This window comes from Pseudokineococcus basanitobsidens (assembly GCF_037482545.1).
In the GTDB taxonomy this organism is placed as follows: Bacteria; Actinomycetota; Actinomycetes; order Actinomycetales; family Quadrisphaeraceae; genus Pseudokineococcus; species Pseudokineococcus basanitobsidens.
In genome coordinates this window covers 20,558-40,743 of record NZ_JBBIAA010000025.1, presented here as the reverse complement: position 1 = coordinate 40,743, position 20,186 = coordinate 20,558, and the positions used below count along the sequence as shown (strand labels likewise).

Genomic DNA, 20,186 nt, shown 5'->3' with positions numbered 1-20,186 from the left:
GGAAACGCAGGGCAGGGGCTGTTCGGTTCTGGTGGTCGCGCGATGCGCTGGCCTCACGGCTCTGCCCGACACCGACGTCGCTCTCCTCTGCAACGGATCGCAACCAAGACCCGCCCACAGCGCCTAGCGGGACGGAGGGCAAGTTGCCACAGTTGCGCTGCCATGGAACCGCGCTGGCTCTCTCGATGACCACCGGTGAACCAGTGCCGCTCCAGGCTTGCGCCTGGTGTTGCCTGGCCTCCTCGTGATCGGCCCGTCGGGGATCGTCAACGTGGTGCGGGTGTCGAGGCGGTCGGTTCCGACGGCTCGGCGGGGCGCGATCGTCTCGTGCGTTGGCGGACTACGGGAGCTTGGACGCGAGGACGTCGGCCGCCAGGATCTCGGGTGCTGCGCCGAGGAGGTGCTGATTGTCCGTCAGGGCTGCGACGATGGCGCCGTTGGCGTGGGCGTCGCGAGCGGCCTCGTCGGGGAATGCATCGAAGATCCAGAAAGTGTCGGCGTGGGTCCTGACCGCGAACCAGACAATCGTTCCTACTTCTTCGTTGGCGAGCGCGACAGCGCCGGCGAGCAGATCGGCGAGCGCGTCGTGCTGTCCATCGGCCGCGACGATCTTGGCGACGAAGGCATACGGAAGTGATGCGGGTGTGGACATGAGGGACTCTCCTTGCAGTCGGGGTTCTTCGTGGGACGAGTTCAGCGTATGACGAGCGAGGGCCGGTGGGCAGTGGCGTATACGGCAGTATTGCTATTGTTTGCGCCATGCGTATCGGACTGATCGCGATCGACGGCTGCTTCGGTTCGGCTGTCGCGTCGATCATCGACATCGTGCGGGTGGCCGACGGAGCCCGCCGCGATGTCGACCCGCGGATCGACCCGATCGAACTCGCCATCCTCGGACCGAAACGGACAGTGACCACGACGGCATCGATGACCCTGTCGGTGGGCCACCCGCTGTCGGAGTCCGCAGAGTTCGACGTGGTCGTCGTCCCTGCGCTTGGAACCCTCACGGCCGCCGCTACCAACGACGCCCTACAGAGCCGAGATGTTCGTTCGGTCATCGCCTCGCTCGGGCGCCTCGACGACGCGACCACCCGGATCGCCGCGGCGTGCACCGGCGTGTTCGCTGTCGCCGAGACCGGACGGATGGATCATCGGCGGGCGACGACCAGCTGGTTCCTGGGGCCGGAGTTCCTGAAGCGCTATCCGACCGTCGCCCTCGATCTCGACACCATGGTCGTGGTCGACGGGAACCTCGTCACCGCCGGCGCCGCCTTCGCCCACATCGACCTCGCGCTCTCACTCGTGCGATCGATCAGCCCCGACCTGGCCCAACATGTCGCCAAGCTCCTCATCATCGACGAGCGTCCGTCGCAGGCGGCCTTCGTCGCCTACGAACATCTCCGGCACGATGACCCGATCGTCGTCGAGTTCGAACGCTTCGTGCGCGCCCGCCTGGACGAACCGTTCAACGTCGCCTTCGTCGCGCAGTCGCTCGGCACCAGCCGGCGCACCCTCGAACGACGAGTCAGTGCGGCGCTCAACCTCACTCCGCTCGGCTTCGTCCAACGGCTTCGCATCGAACGAGCTCGGCACCTCTCAGCAACCACGGACCTCACCTCCGCCGACATCGCGCTACGGGTCGGCTACGCGAACGCCGAGACTCTGCGCTCCCTCCTGCGCAGGGAGCGACGCCGTTCCTGACCTATCGCCATGCCATAGAACCACCTCTCAGCACGTCGCGTCGACGCTCCTGCGTCGCCCCTGGACGACCCACTCGACACGCCCGCAGCACAGGCCATGTGACGTGCCCCGGCTTCCCGGACGGTCGGGGTTGGGTGGCTGTGATGTCGCTGCGTTCTCGTTGAGAGGATCAGCAGACCCGATCAGAGCCGATTGGGATAAGACGCGAAGGCGGTCAGGTCAGGGCGGCCGAAGCCGGCCGGCGGGGTAACGTCGGCCACGTCGAGGTCTTTCGGATGGATGGCGTAGGAACCTCCATCGTCGGGAGACCTCGACGTCTACCTGCGGACCGACGCGCCCGGCCAACCTACACCCTCATCTGGGAAGAGCCAGGAACCGCCTGGTCGACACGATGATCGAGTTGTCCGACTTCGACGCCATCACCACACCCAGGCAACTTCTCTACTATGAGATCGACATGGCCTTACAGGCCCGTCTCGGACGCCCAACCAATGTGACGGCGCCTCGCGTCTTCGGGCGTGGCATCGCTCACCTGACCGCTGGCGGCGTCCGCAACTCAACGAGACCGACCGACGAGCGGGCCGACTCGGAGGACAAGACCAGCGACATCCGAGCCCCGATCCACCGCCAGTTCGAAGAGCTACTGCTGCGCGCAGGTCCAAACACTCACGCGCGCGTGGGCCTCCCGCTCGACCTAATCAATTGGGGTGACCTGTTCGTACAGCACGAAGCCAGCGTCGCTGAAGACATCGCGCGCCGGAAGATACCGCGTGCCGAGTTGCTTCCGGCGGTTATCCACTCGGACTTCAACGACATCGCCCCGGCCATCCGTGATCGAGTCACGGCTGCAGGCATCAGCGCCACGGAAGTGGCCGAGTCCTTGGGCGGAGTTGGTCTTCTCCAGATCGTTGAGTCTCTCCCAACCCGACGGGTGACGAACGCGCTGCGGGTGAGCAAGCACCTCCATCCGCGTCCACATCAGAAGTGGAAGGCGAATGACTTCATCGATGTCGTCCAACTACCCGTTCCCGCTGTCTACTGCGACGTGGTGTTCACCGAGCAACAGTGGGTGCGTGCCCTGACCCGCGAGAAGGACGACAAGCTCGATGAGCGTTTCGATACCAAGCTGATCTTCGAACCTGAGCAGTTGGTCGAGGTGCTGGTCGCCGCCAGCCTGTGACTGCGAAGGCGACGGCCCGGCCCGGCCCGTCGATGGGTGCGACGAGTGATCACGACACCGAGCACGAGGGCTGGTTCATACGGACTGGCGGCGCCCGCTGGGGCGAATCTCGACGCCCTCCACGGCCATTGCGCGTCGGACTGCCTGCTGGCTGACCCCGAACCGCAGTCCAACCTCCATAAGGCTCAGCCCTCCGGCATACAGCTCGACCGCTTCGGCGAGGTGGGACTCATCGAGACCGCGCCTGCGGATCCGGACCGAGCGGCGGACCAGATGTGCAGCAGCCGTTCGGCGGTGCACGCCGAAGCGCTCACCCAGCTCCACCAGCGTCGCGCCCGCCTCGTAAAGGCCCACCAGCTCGTCCACCTGCGCCGGGCTCAGAAAGGTTTGAGTCATCCCAACTGCGCGCACCATCCGCCCCCGCGAGTCCACCACAGGCGGCTCCAGAGGCCTCCGATCCCGCCGGTAGACCCCCCGCGACCTCCGAGAAGCCACCGTTTTCAACGCCGCGCAGGGGTTCTCGAACTCTCTACGGAGGCCCACCGCACCCGCTCTCCCTCACGCCCGCGGCAGCCGCTCGAGCAGCGCACACTCACGGTCCGCCGGGACTCCCGCCCGCAGGTCCTCCAGCCGGCCGTGCTCGCGCACCTCGGCGAGGACGTCGCGCGCGGTGTCCTCGACCGGGCGGAAGGCGAGCCCGGCGGCCACGGCCGCGGAGCTGTCCACGGCCTCCTGCGGGATCTGGTCCTCGGGGAACCACAGCGGCCGCTGCTCCTCCTCGACGTCGGCCAGCGCCTCGCGCAGGGCGTCCTCGTCGACGGCCACGAGGTCGAGGTCGCCCGGCACTCCCCCCGCCGCTCGCAGGCAGGCGCCGAGCACGTCGGCGAGGGTCTCCCGCCGGCCCGGGCCGACGACGTCGTAGGTGCCGCCCGCGCCGGCGGAGAGCCGGGCGACGGCGAAGGCCGCGACGTCGCGGGCGTCGCTGTGCTGCACGGGCCGGGAGAGGTCGCCGGGCACGAGCACCTGCCGGTCGGCGTCGCCCGCCAGCGCCCGCGCCATCCGCACCGGCCACCACGTGAACCGGTCCGTGGGGTCGCGCGGCCCCGTCATGATCCCGACGCGCAGGACGAGGGCGGGTCCGTCGAAGTGCTCCGCGACGGCGCCCTCGCCCGCGAGCTTGGCGAGCGAGCGCTCCTGCAGCGGGTCCTCGTCCCCCGCCGTCGCGGGGGTGCGGACGGGGGACGACTCGTCCGGCACGGCGTCGCCGCGGGGGTGGTAGACGCTCATCCCGGAGACGTAGCCGTAGGCGCCGACGCGGCCGGACAGCAGCGCCGCCGTCCGTGCCACGGCACCCGGGTCGCTGAAGGTGTCCGCGCACGCGTCGAAGGTGCGGCCCTCGAGCGCGGACAGGTCGCCGGTGCGGTCGCCGACGAGCACCTCGACGCCCTCGCGGGGTGTGCCGGAGCGCGAGAGCTGCGTCACCTCGTGCCCGCCGGCGAGCGCCGCGGAGACGAGGTGGTGGCCGAGGAAGCCGCCGCCGCCGAGCACGAGGATGCGCACGCCGAGCGATGCTGCGCCCGCGCCGGCCGGCCCGCACGCCGGGCCGTCAGGGTGACGCCACCTCCCTGAGGGGCGCGGGGGGCGGCGCGGGACGCCGCGGACGCGCAGACTCGCGCGCGTGCAGACCCACCGCTGGCGCCGCCTGGCGCTCCTGCTCGGCGCGTCGCTCGTGCTGGCGTGCTGCTCCGCCTCGCCCGACGCGGGCGCGGCCGCCCGGCCCCGACCGGCCACGACAGGCACGGCCNACGCCGCGGACGCGCAGACTCGCGCGCGTGCAGACCCACCGCTGGCGCCGCCTGGCGCTCCTGCTCGGCGCGTCGCTCGTGCTGGCGTGCTGCTCCGCCTCGCCCGACGCGGGCGCGGCCGCCCGGCCCCGACCGGCCACGACAGGCACGGCCACGTCGGGCGGGGACGCGGCACGCCCGACCGCGACGGGCGGGGCCGCACGGACGACGGCCACGCCGGTCGTGACGCCCCCGCCCGTCGGCGCACGGGCGGACTACCAGCTCGGCGGGGCCTACGCGCCCGCGCGAGGTGTCGGCGTCGTGACCCGCGACCGCACGGAGCCGCCTGCCCGCGGCGTCTACTCGGTCTGCTACGTCAACGCCTTCCAGACCCAGCCGCAGGAGGCCGCCTGGTGGCGGCGGCACCACCCCGACCTGCTCCTGCGGGACGGCCGGGGCCGCACCGTCGAGGACGAGGGCTGGCCCGGGGAGCTGCTGCTCGACACCCGCACGGCCGCGACGCGCGCCGGGGTCGCCGCCGTCGTCGGCGGCTGGCTCGACGGCTGCGCCGCGAAGGGCTACCGGGCCGTGGAGCTGGACAACCTCGACTCGTGGCTGCGCTCGGGCGGTCGGCTCACCACGGGCGGCAACCTCGCCCTGGCGCAGCTGCTCGCCCGGCGGGCCCACGCCCGCGGCCTCGCCGTCGCGCAGAAGAACGCCCCGGAGCTCACGCGCTCGCAGGTGCGCACCGCCGGCTTCGACTTCGCCGTCGCCGAGGAGTGCGAGGTCTACGACGAGTGCGACGCCTACACCGCCGTCCACGGGCGTCGCGTGGTCGAGATCGAGTACACCGACAACGGTCGAGCCGCCTTCCGGCGGGCGTGCGCCGAGCGCGGCGGGCGCGTCTCCGTGCTCCTGCGCGACCGCGACGTCGTGCCGCGCGGCGAGCCGGGGTACGTCTCGCAGACCTGCTGAGGGTCTCCTCTGGCGGACCGCACGCCGCCGGCGGCACCCTGGCGCCGGTGGAGACCGACGACGCGACCATCCCCGGCCTGCCCCCGCAGGACCGCCGCCTGAGCCCCGCCACCGGGTGGACGCGGGCGCACCACGCCGCCGTCGCGGACGGGCTGCTCGCCGCGGCGCTGCGCTTCCGCTCCCCCGGCGGCGGCCGCATCGACCTCCCCGGGCCGCCGTCGGCGTCCGGCGTCACCTCCGACGGGCTCGAGGGCTTCGCCCGCACCTTCCTGCTGGCCGCGACCCGCCTCGCCGGCGAGGGCGGCGCGGACCCGCACGGGCTCGCGGACGCCTACGCCGAGGGGCTGGTCAGCGGCCCGCGGCACGCCGGCACCGACCACCCCGACGGGTGGTACCGCGTGCGCACCGACGGCCCGGCCGGCCAGGCCATGGTCGAGGCCGCCTCGGTCGCGATCGGCCTCCTGCTGTCGCGGCCCTGGACGTGGGAGCGGCTCGACGGCGCCGAGCAGGACCGGCTCGAGGGCTGGCTGCGGGACGCGCTGCTCGGGGATCCGGCGCCCAACAACTGGTACTGGTTCCCCGCGTCCGTCGCGACGTTCCTCGAGGCGGTCGGGCGCGGCGACGAGCTCACGGCGCGGGCGCGCGAACGGGCGGAGGAGCTCGCGGAGGGCTGGTACGTCGGCGACGGCTGGTACCGCGACGGCGACGCGCGCGCCTTCGACCACTACGGCGGCTGGGCGATGCACCTCTACCCCGTGCTGCTGGCCCACCTCGCCGGCGACGCCCGCCGCCTGACCGCCCTCGGCCCGCGCCTGGAGGAGTTCCTCGGCTCCTACGCCGCGACCTTCGACGCGGACGGCGCCCCGCTGCACCAGGGCCGTTCCCTCACCTACCGGTGGGCGACGCTGGCGCCCGTCGCCCTCGGCGAGCTCGTCGGCCGGACGCCGCTGCGGCCCGGGCAGTCCCGGCGGCTGATGTCCGGGGCGCTGCGCTACTTCCTCGACCGCGGGGCGCTGCGGGACGGGCTGCTGACCCTCGGCTGGCACGGCCCGCACGCGCCGACGCTCCAGCGGTACTCGGGCCCGGCGTCGCCGTACTGGGCGTCCAAGGGCTTCCTCGGCCTGCTGCTCCCGGCGTCGGCGCCGCTGTGGCGCGACGTCGAGGAGGACCCGCCGGCGGCGGGGCCCGACCGCACGGTCCCGGTGCCCTCCGTCGGCTGGCTCGTGCAGACGACGCGGGCCGACGGGCTGGTCCGGGTGCACAACCACGGCAGCGACGCCGTCCGCGAGGGCGCCGGCGCGGGCGTCCCGGACCCGCTGTACGCCCGCCTGGCCTACTCCACGCGCACCGGCCCGACGTCGCGGGGCAGCACGCCGGACAACCACGTCCGGCTCGTGCACCGCGGCACCGGCAGCGGTCGCCGACGCATCCACCCGCTGGGGGCCGGGCCGGGATGGGCGGCGTCCTGGCACCGGCCCGTCCCGGGCGGGGACGGGCACCCGCTGCCGCAGGCCCGCATCACCTCGGCGGTCCTCGCGCACGGGCGGTGGGAGGTGCACGTGCACCACCTGGCCGCCGTCCCGGCCGGGACGCCCGTGGTCGTCAGCGGCTGGCCCCTCGCCGCCGCCGGGCCGTGGGCGATCAGGCAGGACGTCGACGACCGGGGCGCCCGGCTCGCCGCCGACGGGCTCACCGCCCAGCTCGTGGCCCTTTCCGGCTGGGACGGGGCGCGCGTCGTCCGCGCGCCGCACGGCACCGCCTACGGCGCGTGGGCCCTCGTGCCCGAGCTCGTCGCCGCCGCCGGCGACGGCCTGCTGGTCTCCGCGTCCAGCCTCACGGGCGCCGACCCCGCGGACGCGCCGCCGGCGGCCGAGGTGGAGGGCCGCCGCGTCACGGTGGGCTGGCCCGACGGGTCCCGGACGGCGTGCACGGTCGGCGACGCGCAGGTCCGCGTCGAGCAGCCCGCGACCGCCGGCCCCCCGGACGGGCGGTGACGGCACCCGTCCGGTGCTGCCGCCGTCGTCGGCCCGCTCGTCGTCGGTGGCACCGGGGAGCATCCGTTCGCGAGCAGCTCACCGCCCGCCCCCTCGAGGAACCGACGCCTACCCTGGGACGAGCGGGGCGGTCCTCCGCCCGGGTGGGTCCGCGACGCCGCACCCAACCGCGGGGTCCGTCGTGCCGAAGCACCACTGACGCGCCAGACCAGTCGACAGCCCCGGAGGGCGAGATGACGGACGAGGGACCGACGTCCGGCAGCCCGGACGACCCGCAGCAGCAGACCGGCTCCGGGGCGAGCCCCGCCCCGGCGCCTCGCCGCCGTGGCTCCCGCGCCGCCCTGGTCGCCTCGGCCACGGCCGTGGTGGTCGGCGTGGGGCTGGTGACGACGGCGCTCGTGGGCCAGGCCGACCAGCCCGTGGAGCCGGCCCGCACCGACGTGGGAGCGGCGGCCGCCCCGTACACCTCCTCGTCGACGCCCTCCTCGTCGACGCCGACCGCCGACGTCCCCGGCCCGCAGGGCACGGCACCGTCCGCGTCGGGCACCGACGGCGGCGCGCCGACGAGCTCCCCCACCCGTCCGGCCGGCTCCCGCAAGTCCGACGTGCTGCCGCAGAGCATCACGGCACCGTCGGGCGCCATCCCCGGCGTCGTCCGGATGGGCGAGGACGCCGCGACGGAGCCGACGCCCGAGCCCACCGAGGAGGCCGCCCCCGAGGTCGCCGAGCCGGTGCGGCTGCGCATCCCGGCGATCGACGTCGAGAGCGACCTCCTGCACCTCGGGCTGAACGAGGACGGGACGCTCGAGGTCCCGCCGCGCACGGGCGAGGACAACCTGAAGGCCGCCTGGTACGACGGCTCGCCGCGCGCCGGCGAGATCGGCCCGACCGTCATCTCCGGGCACATCGACTCCAAGGCCGGCCCGTCGGTCTTCTACCACCTCGGCGAGCTGGCGAAGGGCGACGAGGTCCTCGTCGACCGCGCGGACGGCTCCACGGCGACCTTCGTCGTCGACGGTCTCGAGCGGTACCCCAAGGACGACTTCCCGACCGTGCGCGTCTACGGCAACACGACCGACCCGCAGATCAGGCTGATCACCTGCGGGGGCGACTTCGACCGCGACAGCGGCCACTACGAGGACAACACCGTCGTCTACGGCCACCTCGTCGACGGCTGACCGCCCGGGCGGGGCGAGCAGGTGACGACCCGCCCCGCGCGGGCTCAGCCCAGCGCGCGGTCCAGGTGCACCGCGGCGCTGATGAGCGCCAGGTGGGAGAGCGCCTGCGGGAAGTTGCCGGTCTGGTGGCCGGTGGCGCTGACCTCCTCGGCGAAGAGCCCGAGGTGGTTGGAGAACCGCAGCGCCTTCTCGAAGACGTCCTCGGCCTCGTCCGTGCGCCCCGCGCTCGACAGCGCCTCGGCGTACCAGAACGAGCACGCGACGAAGAAGCCCTCCGAGCCGTCCAGGCCGTCGGCGCCGTCGGTCGGGTAGCGCCGCACGAGGCAGTCGACGACCAGCTCGCGCTCCAGCGCCTCGAGCGTGGCGGCGAAGCGCGGGTCGGTGGGCCCCGCGAACTTCACGAGCGGGAGCATGAGCAGGCTGGCGTCGAGCTGGTCGCTCTGCGCGCTCACCCGGTAGCCCCCGGTCCGGGGGTCGAGCCCCTCCTCCTGGACGCGTCGGTAGGCGGCGTCCGCGCACGCCTCCCACCGCTCCCGCGGCGCCGGGAGCCCGCGCTGGCGCGCCAGGCGCAGGGCCCGCTCGAAGGCGACCCAGACCATGGCCTGCGAGTAGGTGTTCCGCCGCAGCTCGCCGCGGCTCTCCCAGAGCCCGGCGTCGGGCTGGTCGGCGTGGTCGGCCAGCCAGTCGAGGGTGCCGACGACCTCCTGCCAGATGTCCCAGCTGATCGGCCGGACCTTGTTGTAGAGGTAGATCGAGTCCAGCACCTCGCCGTAGGAGTCGAGCTGGCGCTGCTGCGAGGCCGCGTTCCCCGTGCGGACGGGGCGCGAGCCCGCGTAGCCGGCGAGGTGGTCGAGCACCTCCTCCTCCGGGGGCCGGTCCCCGCGGACGGTGTACACGGGGAGCAGGCCGTCGTCCCCCGCCGCCGCCATGCGCTGCTCGAGCCAGGCGAGGAAGGCGTCCGTCTCCTCGGTGAAGCCGAGGGTCATGAGCGCGAAGGTGGTGAACGCCGCGTCCCGCAGCCAGGCGTAGCGGTAGTCCCAGTTGCGCTCCCCGCCCAGCTGCTCGGGGAGGCTCGTCGTGCCGGCGGCGACGACGGCACCGGTCGGGGAGTACGTCAGGAGCTTCAGCGTGATGGCCGAGCGGTGCACCGTCTCGCGCCAACGACCCGTGTAGGTGGACCGGCGCACCCACGCGCGCCAGTAGGCGTGGGTCGCGTCGAGCAGGTGCTGGGCCTCCTGCGCGCCCACCTCGCCGACCTCCCCGGCGGCCATGTCGCCCCAGTGCAGGAGGAGGGCCAGCTCCTCGCCGCGCCGCAGGTGGACGTGGGCGCGCGCCGAGCCCCCGTCGGCGGACAGCGGGGCGGACGAGCGCAGCACCAGCCGGTCCTCGCCCGCCGTGAAGCGCACGCCGACGCCGTCGACGACCTCGGCCTCGTGCTCCGCCCGTCCCCAGTCGAAGCCGGGACGGCAGTCGACGACGACGTCCTGCTCGCCGTCGAGGACGCGGACGAGCCGCACGAGCAGGGGCCGCCGGTCGACGCCCTCGGGCAGGGCCTCGGCGGGGACCATCCCGTCGAGGACCTCGAGCGTGCCGCGGGCGCTGGAGAAGCGCGTCGCGAGGACGGCCGAGCTCGGCAGGTAGTACTGGTGCGTCGTGTCCCAGTCGGTCGGGCGCACGGAGAACGAGCCGGCGCCGGAGTCGAGCAGCCGCCCGAAGACGGCGGGGCTGTCGAAGTCGGGGGCGCAGGCGAAGTCGACCTCGCCGTCGTGGGTGACGAGCATGATCGTCCGCAGGTCCCCCACGACGCCGTGGTGCTCGATGGCGCAGGGACGCTCGAGGGGCCGGTCGTCGGGGGAGTCGTCCCGCGAGCGGCTCGTCGCCGTGCGGTCGTCCTGGTGGTCGGGTCGTCCGTCGCGCGGGGTCTGCACGGGTCCACCCTCCCCGACGGAGCGGCCGGGGACGAGGCGGGGCCCGCGTCGTCGTCGACGACGCCTCCGTCGAGGGCGTCACGGCGGGTGCACCGTCCGCCGACCTTCCGTCCCGGTCGCCGGTGGACCTGCCCGGGCGATGGACGGCGGACGGACGGCGTGCCGCCCCGGCAGATCTACCGGCGCCGGCTGCTCACGCCGGGACGGCGGCGACGGCGCTCGCCGTCAGCTGGACCGAGCGCACCCGGTCGGCCGCGGTCGGCGCCGAGTGGGCGGTGATGAGCTCGTCGGCGTCGGCCAGCCGGGCGAAGGCGTCGAGCTGCTCGCGGACGTCCTCGGGGGTGCCGATCGCGGTGTGGACCATCATCGAGTCGACCTGCGCTCCGGCGCCGGACTCGAGCAGGAGGTCGGCCTCGGCGTCGGTGAGCGTGCGGCCGCGGGCGAAGAACGCCAGGGCGCGGGCACGCCGGACGACGGCGCGGTGGTGCTCGGCCTCCTCGCGCGAGTCGGCGGCCAGCACGTTGACACCCGCGACGACGTAGGGCTCGTCGAGCTGCTCGGACGGCTGGAAGTCGCGGCGGTACGTCGCGACCGCCGCCTCCAGCGCCTGCGGGGAGAAGTGCGAGGCGAAGGCGTACGGCAGCCCCAGCGCCGCGGCCAGCTGGGCGCCGAACAGCGACGAGCCGAGGATCCAGAGCGGCACGTCCACCCCGCCCGCCGGGACGCCGTGGACGCCCTGGACGAGCGAGCGCCCGGTGAGGTAGCCCTGCAGCTCCTGGACGTCGCGGGGGAAGGTGTCCGCCGAGGACGGGTCGCGCCGCAGCGCGTACATCGTCGCCTGGTCCGACCCCGGCGCCCGGCCGAGGCCGAGGTCGATGCGGCCCGGGTGCACCGCGGCGAGCGTCCCGAACTGCTCGGCGATGGTCAGCGGCGCGTGGTTCGGCAGCATGACCCCGCCGGCGCCGAGCCGGATCGTGCTCGTGTGCGCCGCCACGTGGGCGATGAGCACGCTCGTCGCGGACGAGGCGATCATCGGCATGTTGTGGTGCTCGGCGTACCAGACCCGCCGGTACCCGGCGCGCTCCGCGGCCTGCGCCAGCGCGACGCTGCCGGCGACGGACTCGCCGACGCTCGTGCCCTCGTCGACGGGGGCCAGGTCGAGGACGGACAGCGGGACGGTCATGGCGCTCACCTCGGTGCTCGGGGTCGCCGGCGTCAGGTCGTGACGTCGGGCACCGGTCCCAACCGACGTCGCGGCCGCGGTAGTCCCGCCACCTCACCCGCAGCCGGTCGTGGACCACGGTTCGCGCGCGGTCGTCCGCACCCCTCAGACCACGAGGTAGCCGATCTCCGACGCCGCGACGTCGACGACGTCGGCCATCGACCGGTGGGTGAGCGGGAGCGAGAAGGCGGGCCGCGGAGGCACCGCGTCCAGCGCACCCGAGGCGACGCAGGAGACGAGGCAGACGCAGTCGCCGCCGTCCATGGCGGAGCGGTGCCAGAAGCCGTCGACCGCGGGGAAGGCCTCGAGCAGGGCTCGCGCCCAGGCCTGGGTCCGCGCCCGACGTCGGTCAGCGCCGATGGCGTCAGCGGCCCCGAGCAGCAGCGCAGCCGTCCCGGTGAGGTCGACCAGGTCGAGGTCGCGCGTCGTCGGCCAGGACGTCGCGTACGGGCGCTGCTCCGTCATGACGACCCGGCTGTCCTGGAACACCTCCGCCAGGCACGTGCGCACGCTCAGCGCGGTGTAGAGGACACCGACGCCGGAGTCGTCACCGACCGGCAGGGGGTGCGGGTCGAAGCGGTCGACGGGGCCGTAGGTCCGCGCCCGGTCCCAGGGCAGCACGTAGGGGCCGACCGTCGCGTGCACCCGCCAGAGCGTGGTCCCCACCGGCAGCAGCCGGTTCGTGCAGCCACGCTCACGGAGGTCCGCCGCGGCCGGCGGCCACGGCAGACCGCTCACGTGGTCGCGTCGGGGTCAGAGACCGATGCCTCCGGTCCACGAAGGTCCTCCGGCCGCTCCCCGGGTCGCCGCCCGCGCCCGGCACCACGGGCCGCGCGGACGCGGGCGACCTCGGTGGGTGACGTCCCCCCGCGGGCGCCGACGCCCTCGGCCAGCACGACGACCGCGGCCACCGGACCTCCGTCGGCGAGCCATGCGGCCGGGCTGACCGCGCGCCCGTCGACCTCGAGGTCGGCGTCGGTCCGGGTCATCCAGGCCTCCAGCGCCAGGGGGTGCCAGCCTGGCGGCAGAGCGCTGAGCACCGCGCGCAGCCCGGGGAGCGGACGACCGTCGGCGCCCACCTGGAAGGCCGGGTAGCGCCGCCGCCGCCCCTCGCCCACGACGACCACGTCCCCGTGACGGGCCCAGTGCCGCACCGTCGAGTCGTCGACCCCGGCGCGTCGGGCCAGCTCGGCCCCGGTCAGGCTCGTCGCCACCAACCGCGCCGACGCGGCCAGCCCGGCACGACGCGCCGCGCCCGTGTCGGTCGCGGCCTCCACGTCGAGACCGGCACGCTCCCGCAGGTACCGCTCCTGGTCCACCGTGAGCGGCGCGTCCTCCCGGGGGGACGCTGTCGCGCCGAGCAGCTCCTCCAACGAGGCGACGAGCTCGCCGGACGTCATGCCGAGCCCGCTCGCGGCCAGCACCTCGCCCAGGCGTTCCCCGCTCCGGCGGTCCGCCGTGGTGGACATGCGACCACCCTAGCCCCGGGCACCCACGACCAGCCACGACGTGGGCGACCGGGTGGTCGACCGCCGCTGAGGACCTCGCTCGGTGGGTCGTCGACGCGCGGGGCGGGGACTACGCCGTCTCGATCCCGGACGCCTTGAGCGTCGGCAGCCCCAAGACCTCCGCAACGGCGTCGCAGAAGTCGATCGTCGTGACGAACCACTCGGTGCCCACCGCGACGCCCTGGCTGCGCTGGTGCTCCGCCGCGTCCAGCAGCACATGGAAGTGGTGCTCCACCGTCGCCGGGTCGTCTGTCTCGTACACCCTGAGCAGCACGGGGTCCTCGGGCATCCCCGTCCGTCGCGCCTGGCTCAGGACGCGGTTCCAGGCCTTGCTCCCAGTCCGGCCGACCTTGAGGAGACGACGCTCGGAGCCGGTCGAGTACGGGTGCCGCCAGTAGTGCGGGTACGTGTACACGTAGACGCCGGACGCTGCCGCGAGAGTCTTGCTCAGCTCCTCTGAAGCAGCCTTCGGCTCGACGTCCTCGGCCGCGACTGCGTCCTCGTTGTCGGCGCGCCCACGGAGGTCGTCCAGGACCGACTCGAGGTGATCGACGACCACGGGGTCGGTCGTCCGCTTCCTCAGCGTCCGGACGGAGCGAGCGGCCTGCAGCGCCACCGACGGGGCGAAGGAGGTGAGGCCGTCGAGCACCGCGCGGACGACGACCCTGCGGTTGGCGACGACCCCCGCGTTGGCACAGGTCGTGTGCGGGAGCAGGTCTATGGGACCGGCCCCGGGTGCTCGACCATGGCCCGGTAGACCTGGCCGAGCTGACCGCTCTCGTCGAGAAGGAGCTCGTGCAGGGCCTCGCGGAGCGGCGGGTCCAGGTCGACGCCGAGGTGCTGGGGCACCGCGAGAGGTAGAGGCTCAGGCGCGCCCTCGGCCGCCGCGTCGCCGTCGACGAGCTCGTCCATGAGCGCACGGCAGGTGCCGGGGAGCGCTCGTACCTACCCCTCGGCAGACCCTGCGTCGGTCCCCGACCTGACGGGTGACGTGCGTCCGTTGCCGGCGACCTCAGCGCACCGTGAGCGGGCCCTCCTTGGCCACGACCGGCACCTCCCCCTCGCCGTCGCCGACCGCCACGGGCAGCGCCTCGGGGTAGATGATCCCGGCGCCGGTGTTGAGGCAGACGACCTCGTCGTCGGCCCCGATCCAGCCGCTCGCCCGCAGCCGCCGGACCGCGGACACCGTGGCGGCGCCCTCGGGGCACAGGACGAGGCCCTCGAGCGAGCCGACGTGCTGCAGCTCGGCGAGCAGCTCGTCGTCGTCGACGGCGACCGCCGTGCCGCCCGTCTCGCGCACCGCCCGCAGCACGAGGAAGTCGCCCAGCGCCTTGGGCACGGTGATGCCGAAGGCGACCGTCGAGGCGTCCGCCCACGGCTCGGAGACCTCGGCGCCCTCCTCGAAGGCCCGGACGATCGGCGCGCACCCGGTGGCCTGGACGGCGACGAGCCGCGGCAGCGGGCCGGTCACCCAGCCGAGCTCGAGCAGCTCCTGCAGCGCCTTCCAGATGCCGATGAGCCCGACACCGCCGCCGGTCGGGTAGACGACGACATCGGGCATCCGCCAGCCGAGCTGCTCGGCGATCTCGAAGCCCATCGTCTTCTTGCCCTCGATCCGGTACGGCTCCTTGAGGGTCGCGACGTCCGTCCAGCGGTCCGGGTCGTCCGCGACGGCGGCCGCGACGAGCCTCCCGGCGTCGCTGATGAGCCCGTTCACGAGGTGCAGCTGCCCGCCGGCGGCGACGACCTCGGCGCGGGTGATCGCCGGCGCCCCCACCGGCATCGCCACGAGCAGCGGGAGTCCCGCGCGCGCGGCGTAGGCGGCCCACGCGGCGCCGGCGTTGCCGTTGGTGGGCATCGCGAGACCGCGGACGCCGAGCTCCTTCGCCCGGGAGACGCCCATCGCCGCCCCGCGAGCCTTGAAGGACCCCGTGGGCAGCAGCCCCTCGTCCTTGACGAGCAGCCGCCCCAGCCCCAGGTCGGCGGCCAGGCGCGGCATCGGCAGCAGCGGGGTCATGCCCTCCCCGAGGGTGACGACGCCCTCGGGCCCCTGGACGGGGAGCAGCTCGTGGTAGCGCCACAGGTCGGGCGCGCGACGGGCGACGTCGTCGGGCGTCACCGTGACGGCGCCGAGGTCGTAGCGCGCCAGCAGGGGCGAGCCGTCGCGCGGGCACAGGCCCTGGTGCACCGAGGCGTCGAGGTGGTCGCCGCAGCGCGGGCACTCGAGGTGGGACAGCGTGCTCCAGGGACCGGTGGTCGTCGTCTCGCTCACGCGGCCATCCTGCGGCACCCCCGCGCCGGGGCACCGTCCCGCGCAGCGGTCGGCGTCCTCGCGCACCGGTGGCCTCGGGCACGATGCGCGGGTGAGCGGACCGGCGACCGACGTACGACGGGCAGGCGCCGCCCGGAGGGCGCCGCAGGCCGCGCTCGTCGTCGCCGCCGTCCTCGTCCTCGCGCTGAGCCTGCGGGGGCCCATCGTCACGGTGGCCCCCGTCCTCGCCCGGGTGCAGGACGACCTGGGGCTCACCGCCGCGACCGCCGGGCTGCTGACGACCATCCCGGTCGTCTGCTTCGCCGTCATGACGCCGCTCGCGTCCGCGCTGATCGCGCGCGCCGGGCCGGAGACCGCCGTCTGGGCCTGCCTCGCCGGCATCACCGTCGGCGTGCTGCTGCGCTCCTCGGGCGGCGGCACCGGCGTCGTGCTGGCCGGCACGGCCGTCATCGGCACGGCCATCACCATCGGGAACATCGTCGTCCCGGTCATCATCCGGAGGTCCGTCCGCCCGTCCCGGGCCGGCGGCGTCACGGGCGCCTACACGGCCGCGCTCAACGTCGGCGCGATGCTCACCTCGCTCGGCACGGAGCCGCTGGCGGCCCGGCTCGGCTGGCGGACGGCGACGGCGTCGTGGCTCGTGCTCGTCGTCGTCGGGGCGCTGCTGTGGGCGCTGGCGACGGTGCGCCGCAGGCGGCTGCCCGAGGACCCGCCCGCCGAGCGGGGCGCCCGTGCCGGCCACGCCCCGCACGTGGCCCGCCAGCCGGGCTGGGCGCCGTGGCTGCTCATGCTCGGCTTCGGCGGCCAGGCCTTCTCCTACTACGGGCTCACCGCCTGGCTGCCCACGCTGCTGGCCGACCGCGTCGGGCAGTCGGCGGCCACGGCGGGCGCCGCGTCGTCGGTCTTCCAGCTGCTCGCCGTCGTCGGGGCGCTCGGGGTGCCCGTGCTGCTCGCCCGCTCGACCCCCGTCGTCGCGCTCGGCGTCGTCGGCGCGTGCTGGCTCGCCCTGCCGGTGGGGCTCCTGCTGGCCCCGGAGCGGTGGCTCGTCTTCGCCGCCCTGGGCGGCGTCGCGCAGGGCGGCGTCTTCACGATCGTCTTCCTGCTCGTCGTCCGCATGTCCGCGAGCGACCGCCAGGCCCGACGGACGTCGGCGCTGGTGCAGGGCGGCGGCTACGCCCTCGCCGCGCTCGGGCCCTCCGTGCTCGGGGCCGTCCACGGCGCGACGGGCTCCTGGGCCGTGCCGCTGCTCGTGGTCGTCGGCTCGCTCACCGTGCTGCTCCTCGGCGTCGGCTCGGTCGCGGTGGCGGCGGGCCGTCGGGTCCCCGAGCCGTCCCCCTCGACCTGACGCGCAGGCCCGAGACCACCGCCAGCAGGCGCCGTCCCCCCGCACGTCGACGACGTCTCGTCACGAAGGGCGCCGTTCTTCCGCACTTCGACGACTTCTCGTCACGAAGGACGCCGTTCTGCCGCACTTCGACGACTTCTCGCGGCGAAGGGCGCCGTCCCCCCGCACGTCGACGACTTCTCGCCACGGGAGGGCGTCGAGGCTCACGGCCGGGCGGGCACCGGCTTCGTGAAGCACACGCTGACGGGCAGCACCTCGTACGGCGGGAACACGGGGACGCGCTGCCAGCCCTCCCGCTCGTAGAGGGCGATCGCCTCGGGCTGGAGGCTCCCGGTGTGCAGGTGCAGGCGCCCGACCGCCAGCTCGCGCGCGGTCTGCTCGACCCGCCCCAGCGCGGCGCTCGCGAGGCCCTGGCGACGGCCGGCCGGCGCGACGTAGACCTTCTTCACCTCGGCGAGGCGTCCGGGCCCCTCCCCCAGCCACCGCAGCGTCGCGGTGGCGAGCGGCTGCTCGCCCCGCAGCGCCACCCACGTCGTGAGCCACCGCGTGCCGGCGGGCATGACGAGCGTCGAGAAGACGTCCTCGACGTGGGCGTACCGCTCGCCCATCTCGACGTCCATGGCCGCGCGCAGCGCCGTCGCCGCCGGGTCGTCCCAGGTGGTCTCGACCCAGCGGACCTCGTCGGCGACGGCCGGCCTCGTCCGGGGACCAGCGGCGCTCGTCACGGCCCGAGCATGCCGCAGGCCGCACCGGACGTCCGGTGCGGCCTGCGGGGAGTGCTCGTGGCCCCGTGCGGAGCCGGTGGTCAGCGCTCGACGCGCTCGTTCGGCACGACGTGGGTGAGCGAGACGCCGGAGACGTCGCGCGGCCCGTTCTTGCCGAGGTTCTCGACGCGCTGGGTCTCCTCGGGGCTGAGGGTCTGCGTCGGCAGCGGGTCCAGGTGGCGGACGTCGTCCGCGCTGATGCCGATGCCCTCGCCGACCCGGCCGCCGAGCTCGTCCTCGCACATCAGCAGGTGCCAGACCATCCGCTCCTGGATGTGCCGGTCGCAGGCGGAGAGCCCGTCGACGAGGTTGGCCACCAGGTCGTCCTTCTCCCACTGCTCCGACAGCAGGTAGCGCTGGCCGGCCTGCAGGTAGTCGTTCGTGCGGGCGATGCGCTTGCGCGTGAGCCGGCCCGTGATCTCCGGGCCCTGCTCGTCGTGCGTGGGGTAGTCGCCCTCGCGCAGCCCGCCCAGCGTGGACGGCTCGTAGTTGACGTGCGGGTTGGCGCCCTCGGGGCGGTCCACCACGTACGCCATGGCGCCGTCGCGCTGGTTGGTCGCCGCGCGGGTGCCCTTCGGGGAGTTGACGGGCAGCTGGAGGTAGTTCGGCCCGACGCGGTAGCGCTGGGTGTCGCTGTAGGAGAACGTGCGCCCGACGAGCATCTTGTCGTCGGAGAAGTCGAGCCCGTCGACGAGGACGCCGGTCCCGAAGGCGATCTGCTCGCTCTCCGTGAAGAAGTCGGTCGGCGTGCCGGTGAGCGTCATGGTCCCGACCTTGCCCAGCGGGAACTGCGTCTCGTCCCAGACCTTGGTGTCGTCCAGCGGGTCGAAGTCGAGCTCCGGGTGGTCGTGGTCGTCCATCATCTGGACGTACAGGTCCCACTTCGGGTGGTCGCCGCGGTTGATCGCGTCGTAGAGGTCGCGGGTGTGCGAGCCGAGGTCTGAGCCCTGCACCACGGCGGCGTCGGCCGCCGTGTAGGACTTCACGCCCTGCTGCGGGAGCCAGTGGTACTTGACGAGCTTCGTCTCGCCGGCCGCGTTGACCCACTTGTACGTGTTGACGCCGAAGCCCTGCATGGTCCGGTAGGAGGCCGGGATCCCGCGCGGCCCGAAGACCAGCGTGATCATGTGCAGCGCCTCGGGGCTCTGGCTGATGAAGTCGAAGACACGGTTGGCGACCTGGCGCTCGAAGTCGACCGGGTCCGGCTTCTGGCTGTGGATGAAGTCGGGGAACTTGATGGCGTCGCGGATGAAGAACACCGCGAGGTTGTTGCCGACGAGGTCCCAGTTGCCGTCCTCGGTGTAGAACTTCACCGCGAAGCCGCGCGGGTCGCGGGCCACCTCGGAGGAGTCCCGGCCGCCGGCGACGGTGGAGAAGCGGATCGCCAGGTCGGTCTTCTTGCCGGCCTCGGCGAACAGCCGGGCGCGGGTGAAGCGCTCGATCGGCTCGTCGCCCCACTGCCCCGTCGCCTCGAAGTGGCCGAAGGCGGTGGTGCCGCGGGCGTGGACGACACGCTCGGGGATCCGCTCGCGGTCGAAGTGGCTGATCTTCTCGAGGAACTGGTAGTTCTCGAGCGTCGCCGGGCCGCGGGAGCCCACGGTGCGCTGGTTCTGGTTGTCGTAGACGGGGTGGCCCTGCCGGTTGGTCAGCACGTGCTGGCCGCGGTCCTCGGTCGTCGTCATCGCGGATGCCCTCTCTGTCGTCCCTCGCCGTCGGCCCGGCACGTGCGCGCGCCGGGCCGGTGGGCGGCGCGTGCCGCCCGTGGCCTTGTCTGGACTGGTTCCAACCTAGCCGACGAGGACGGCGTGCGGCACCCCGTGCCGGGACCCGCTCACGGCGCGGACGAGCCTCCTTCGAGCAGGGCGAGCATCTCCGGCAGCTCGAACACCCGAGCCGTCTCGACGGCCGACCTCGGCCCGGCGTGCGGGTCCGCCCCGGCGGCCAGCAGCGTCCGCACGACCTCGGCGTCCTGGCGGAAGACACCCGCCGCGAGCGCCGACTGCCCGCGGTCGTTCGTGCGCTCGACGTCGGCCCCGCGCTCCAGCAGGACGCGGACGGCCGCCGGCTGCTGGTGGTAGGCGGCGAGCACGAGCAGCGTGTCGCCGGAGGAGTTCGTGAGGTCCACCGGCACGCCCGCGTCCACCACCCGGGCCAGCTCGTCGGCGCGGCCCTCGCGCGCGGCGTCGAAGACGCCGTGCAGGAAGGCGAGCTCGTCGTCCGTGAGCTCCGGCACGGCCGAGGCGGAGCCGCCCTCGGCCTCCGCCGGCCCCCGCGGGCTGGTGCCGGGGGTCGGGGGCGGGGCGTCGCCGTGCCCTCCGTACGCGGCCTCCCGCTC

The 20,186-nt window shown here is 74.2% G+C and carries 19 protein-coding genes; 6 read left to right on the top strand and 13 right to left on the bottom strand.

The genetic code is table 11. The features are described from left to right. Positions 1-340: 340 nt before the first annotated feature. Positions 341-652 (bottom strand): putative quinol monooxygenase, encoded by a 312-nt coding sequence (locus WDZ17_RS14750; protein WP_006895180.1) that lies wholly within the window; start codon positions 650-652, stop codon positions 341-343. 107 nt (positions 653-759) lie between these two features. Here WDZ17_RS14750 and WDZ17_RS14745 point away from each other — a divergent pair, with 107 nt between their 5' ends. After that, positions 760-1,701 (top strand): GlxA family transcriptional regulator, encoded by a 942-nt coding sequence (locus WDZ17_RS14745; protein WP_339575935.1) that lies wholly within the window; start codon positions 760-762, stop codon positions 1,699-1,701. Positions 1,702-2,092: 391 nt separating this feature from the next. Then, positions 2,093-2,881 (top strand): hypothetical protein, encoded by a 789-nt coding sequence (locus tag WDZ17_RS14740; protein WP_339575934.1) that lies wholly within the window; start codon positions 2,093-2,095, stop codon positions 2,879-2,881. A 75-nt stretch (positions 2,882-2,956) separates the two neighbouring features. Here the strand turns inward: WDZ17_RS14740 and WDZ17_RS14735 are convergent, their stop codons facing one another. Both WDZ17_RS14735 and WDZ17_RS14730 read right to left on the bottom strand, forming a co-directional pair. Next, positions 2,957-3,247: a hypothetical protein gene (locus WDZ17_RS14735; protein ID WP_339575933.1), complete on the bottom strand. Its 291-nt coding sequence runs from the start codon at positions 3,245-3,247 to the stop codon at positions 2,957-2,959. A gap of 192 nt (positions 3,248-3,439) precedes the next feature. Continuing rightward, positions 3,440-4,441 (bottom strand): NAD-dependent epimerase/dehydratase family protein, encoded by a 1,002-nt coding sequence (locus WDZ17_RS14730; protein ID WP_339575932.1) that lies wholly within the window; start codon positions 4,439-4,441, stop codon positions 3,440-3,442. A gap of 272 nt (positions 4,442-4,713) precedes the next feature. Between WDZ17_RS14730 and WDZ17_RS14725 the strand changes: the two genes are divergently transcribed. The 3 genes from WDZ17_RS14725 to WDZ17_RS14715 all read left to right on the top strand — a co-directional run bounded on the left by WDZ17_RS14725 (position 4,714) and on the right by WDZ17_RS14715 (position 8,812). Beyond that, positions 4,714-5,640, top strand: coding sequence for an endo alpha-1,4 polygalactosaminidase (locus WDZ17_RS14725; RefSeq protein ID WP_339575931.1), 927 nt, complete (start codon positions 4,714-4,716; stop codon positions 5,638-5,640). 47 nt (positions 5,641-5,687) lie between these two features. Continuing rightward, positions 5,688-7,634, top strand: a complete 1,947-nt coding sequence (locus tag WDZ17_RS14720; protein ID WP_339575930.1) for a DUF2264 domain-containing protein — start codon at positions 5,688-5,690, stop codon at positions 7,632-7,634. 233 nt (positions 7,635-7,867) lie between these two features. Beyond that, on the top strand, positions 7,868-8,812 hold the full coding sequence (locus WDZ17_RS14715) for a class F sortase (RefSeq protein ID WP_339575929.1): 945 nt from the start codon (positions 7,868-7,870) through the stop codon (positions 8,810-8,812). 44 nt (positions 8,813-8,856) lie between these two features. Here WDZ17_RS14715 and WDZ17_RS14710 read toward each other — a convergent pair whose 3' ends face one another. From WDZ17_RS14710 to WDZ17_RS14680, 7 genes are all read right to left on the bottom strand, one after another. Further along, positions 8,857-10,740, bottom strand: coding sequence for a glycoside hydrolase family 15 protein (locus tag WDZ17_RS14710; RefSeq protein ID WP_339575928.1), 1,884 nt, complete (start codon positions 10,738-10,740; stop codon positions 8,857-8,859). Between the two features lie 193 nt (positions 10,741-10,933). Continuing rightward, positions 10,934-11,923, bottom strand: coding sequence for an LLM class flavin-dependent oxidoreductase (locus WDZ17_RS14705; RefSeq protein ID WP_339575927.1), 990 nt, complete (start codon positions 11,921-11,923; stop codon positions 10,934-10,936). A gap of 144 nt (positions 11,924-12,067) precedes the next feature. Beyond that, entirely contained in the window at positions 12,068-12,607 is a 540-nt protein-coding gene (locus WDZ17_RS14700; protein WP_339575926.1) for an RES family NAD+ phosphorylase, read from the bottom strand. An 89-nt stretch (positions 12,608-12,696) separates the two neighbouring features. Beyond that, entirely contained in the window at positions 12,697-13,431 is a 735-nt protein-coding gene (locus WDZ17_RS14695; protein ID WP_339575925.1) for a MerR family transcriptional regulator, read from the bottom strand. A gap of 109 nt (positions 13,432-13,540) precedes the next feature. Further along, complete coding sequence (locus WDZ17_RS14690) at positions 13,541-14,086, bottom strand: GIY-YIG nuclease family protein (protein WP_339575924.1); 546 nt, start codon at positions 14,084-14,086, stop codon at positions 13,541-13,543. A gap of 101 nt (positions 14,087-14,187) precedes the next feature. Next, on the bottom strand, positions 14,188-14,382 hold the full coding sequence (locus WDZ17_RS14685) for a hypothetical protein (protein WP_339575923.1): 195 nt from the start codon (positions 14,380-14,382) through the stop codon (positions 14,188-14,190). Positions 14,383-14,482: 100 nt separating this feature from the next. After that, positions 14,483-15,742, bottom strand: coding sequence for a threonine synthase (locus tag WDZ17_RS14680; protein WP_339575922.1), 1,260 nt, complete (start codon positions 15,740-15,742; stop codon positions 14,483-14,485). A 91-nt stretch (positions 15,743-15,833) separates the two neighbouring features. Between WDZ17_RS14680 and WDZ17_RS14675 the strand changes: the two genes are divergently transcribed. Then, positions 15,834-17,087, top strand: coding sequence for an MFS transporter (locus WDZ17_RS14675; protein ID WP_339575921.1), 1,254 nt, complete (start codon positions 15,834-15,836; stop codon positions 17,085-17,087). A 203-nt stretch (positions 17,088-17,290) separates the two neighbouring features. Here WDZ17_RS14675 and WDZ17_RS14670 read toward each other — a convergent pair whose 3' ends face one another. The 3 genes from WDZ17_RS14670 to WDZ17_RS14660 all read right to left on the bottom strand — a co-directional run bounded on the left by WDZ17_RS14670 (position 17,291) and on the right by WDZ17_RS14660 (position 20,084). Then, complete coding sequence (locus tag WDZ17_RS14670) at positions 17,291-17,812, bottom strand: GNAT family N-acetyltransferase (RefSeq protein WP_339575920.1); 522 nt, start codon at positions 17,810-17,812, stop codon at positions 17,291-17,293. A gap of 80 nt (positions 17,813-17,892) precedes the next feature. After that, positions 17,893-19,533: a catalase gene (locus WDZ17_RS14665; RefSeq protein ID WP_339575919.1), complete on the bottom strand. Its 1,641-nt coding sequence runs from the start codon at positions 19,531-19,533 to the stop codon at positions 17,893-17,895. 149 nt (positions 19,534-19,682) lie between these two features. Beyond that, positions 19,683-20,084 (bottom strand): ankyrin repeat domain-containing protein, encoded by a 402-nt coding sequence (locus WDZ17_RS14660; RefSeq protein WP_422631999.1) that lies wholly within the window; start codon positions 20,082-20,084, stop codon positions 19,683-19,685. Between the last annotated feature and the right edge of the window lie 102 nt (positions 20,085-20,186).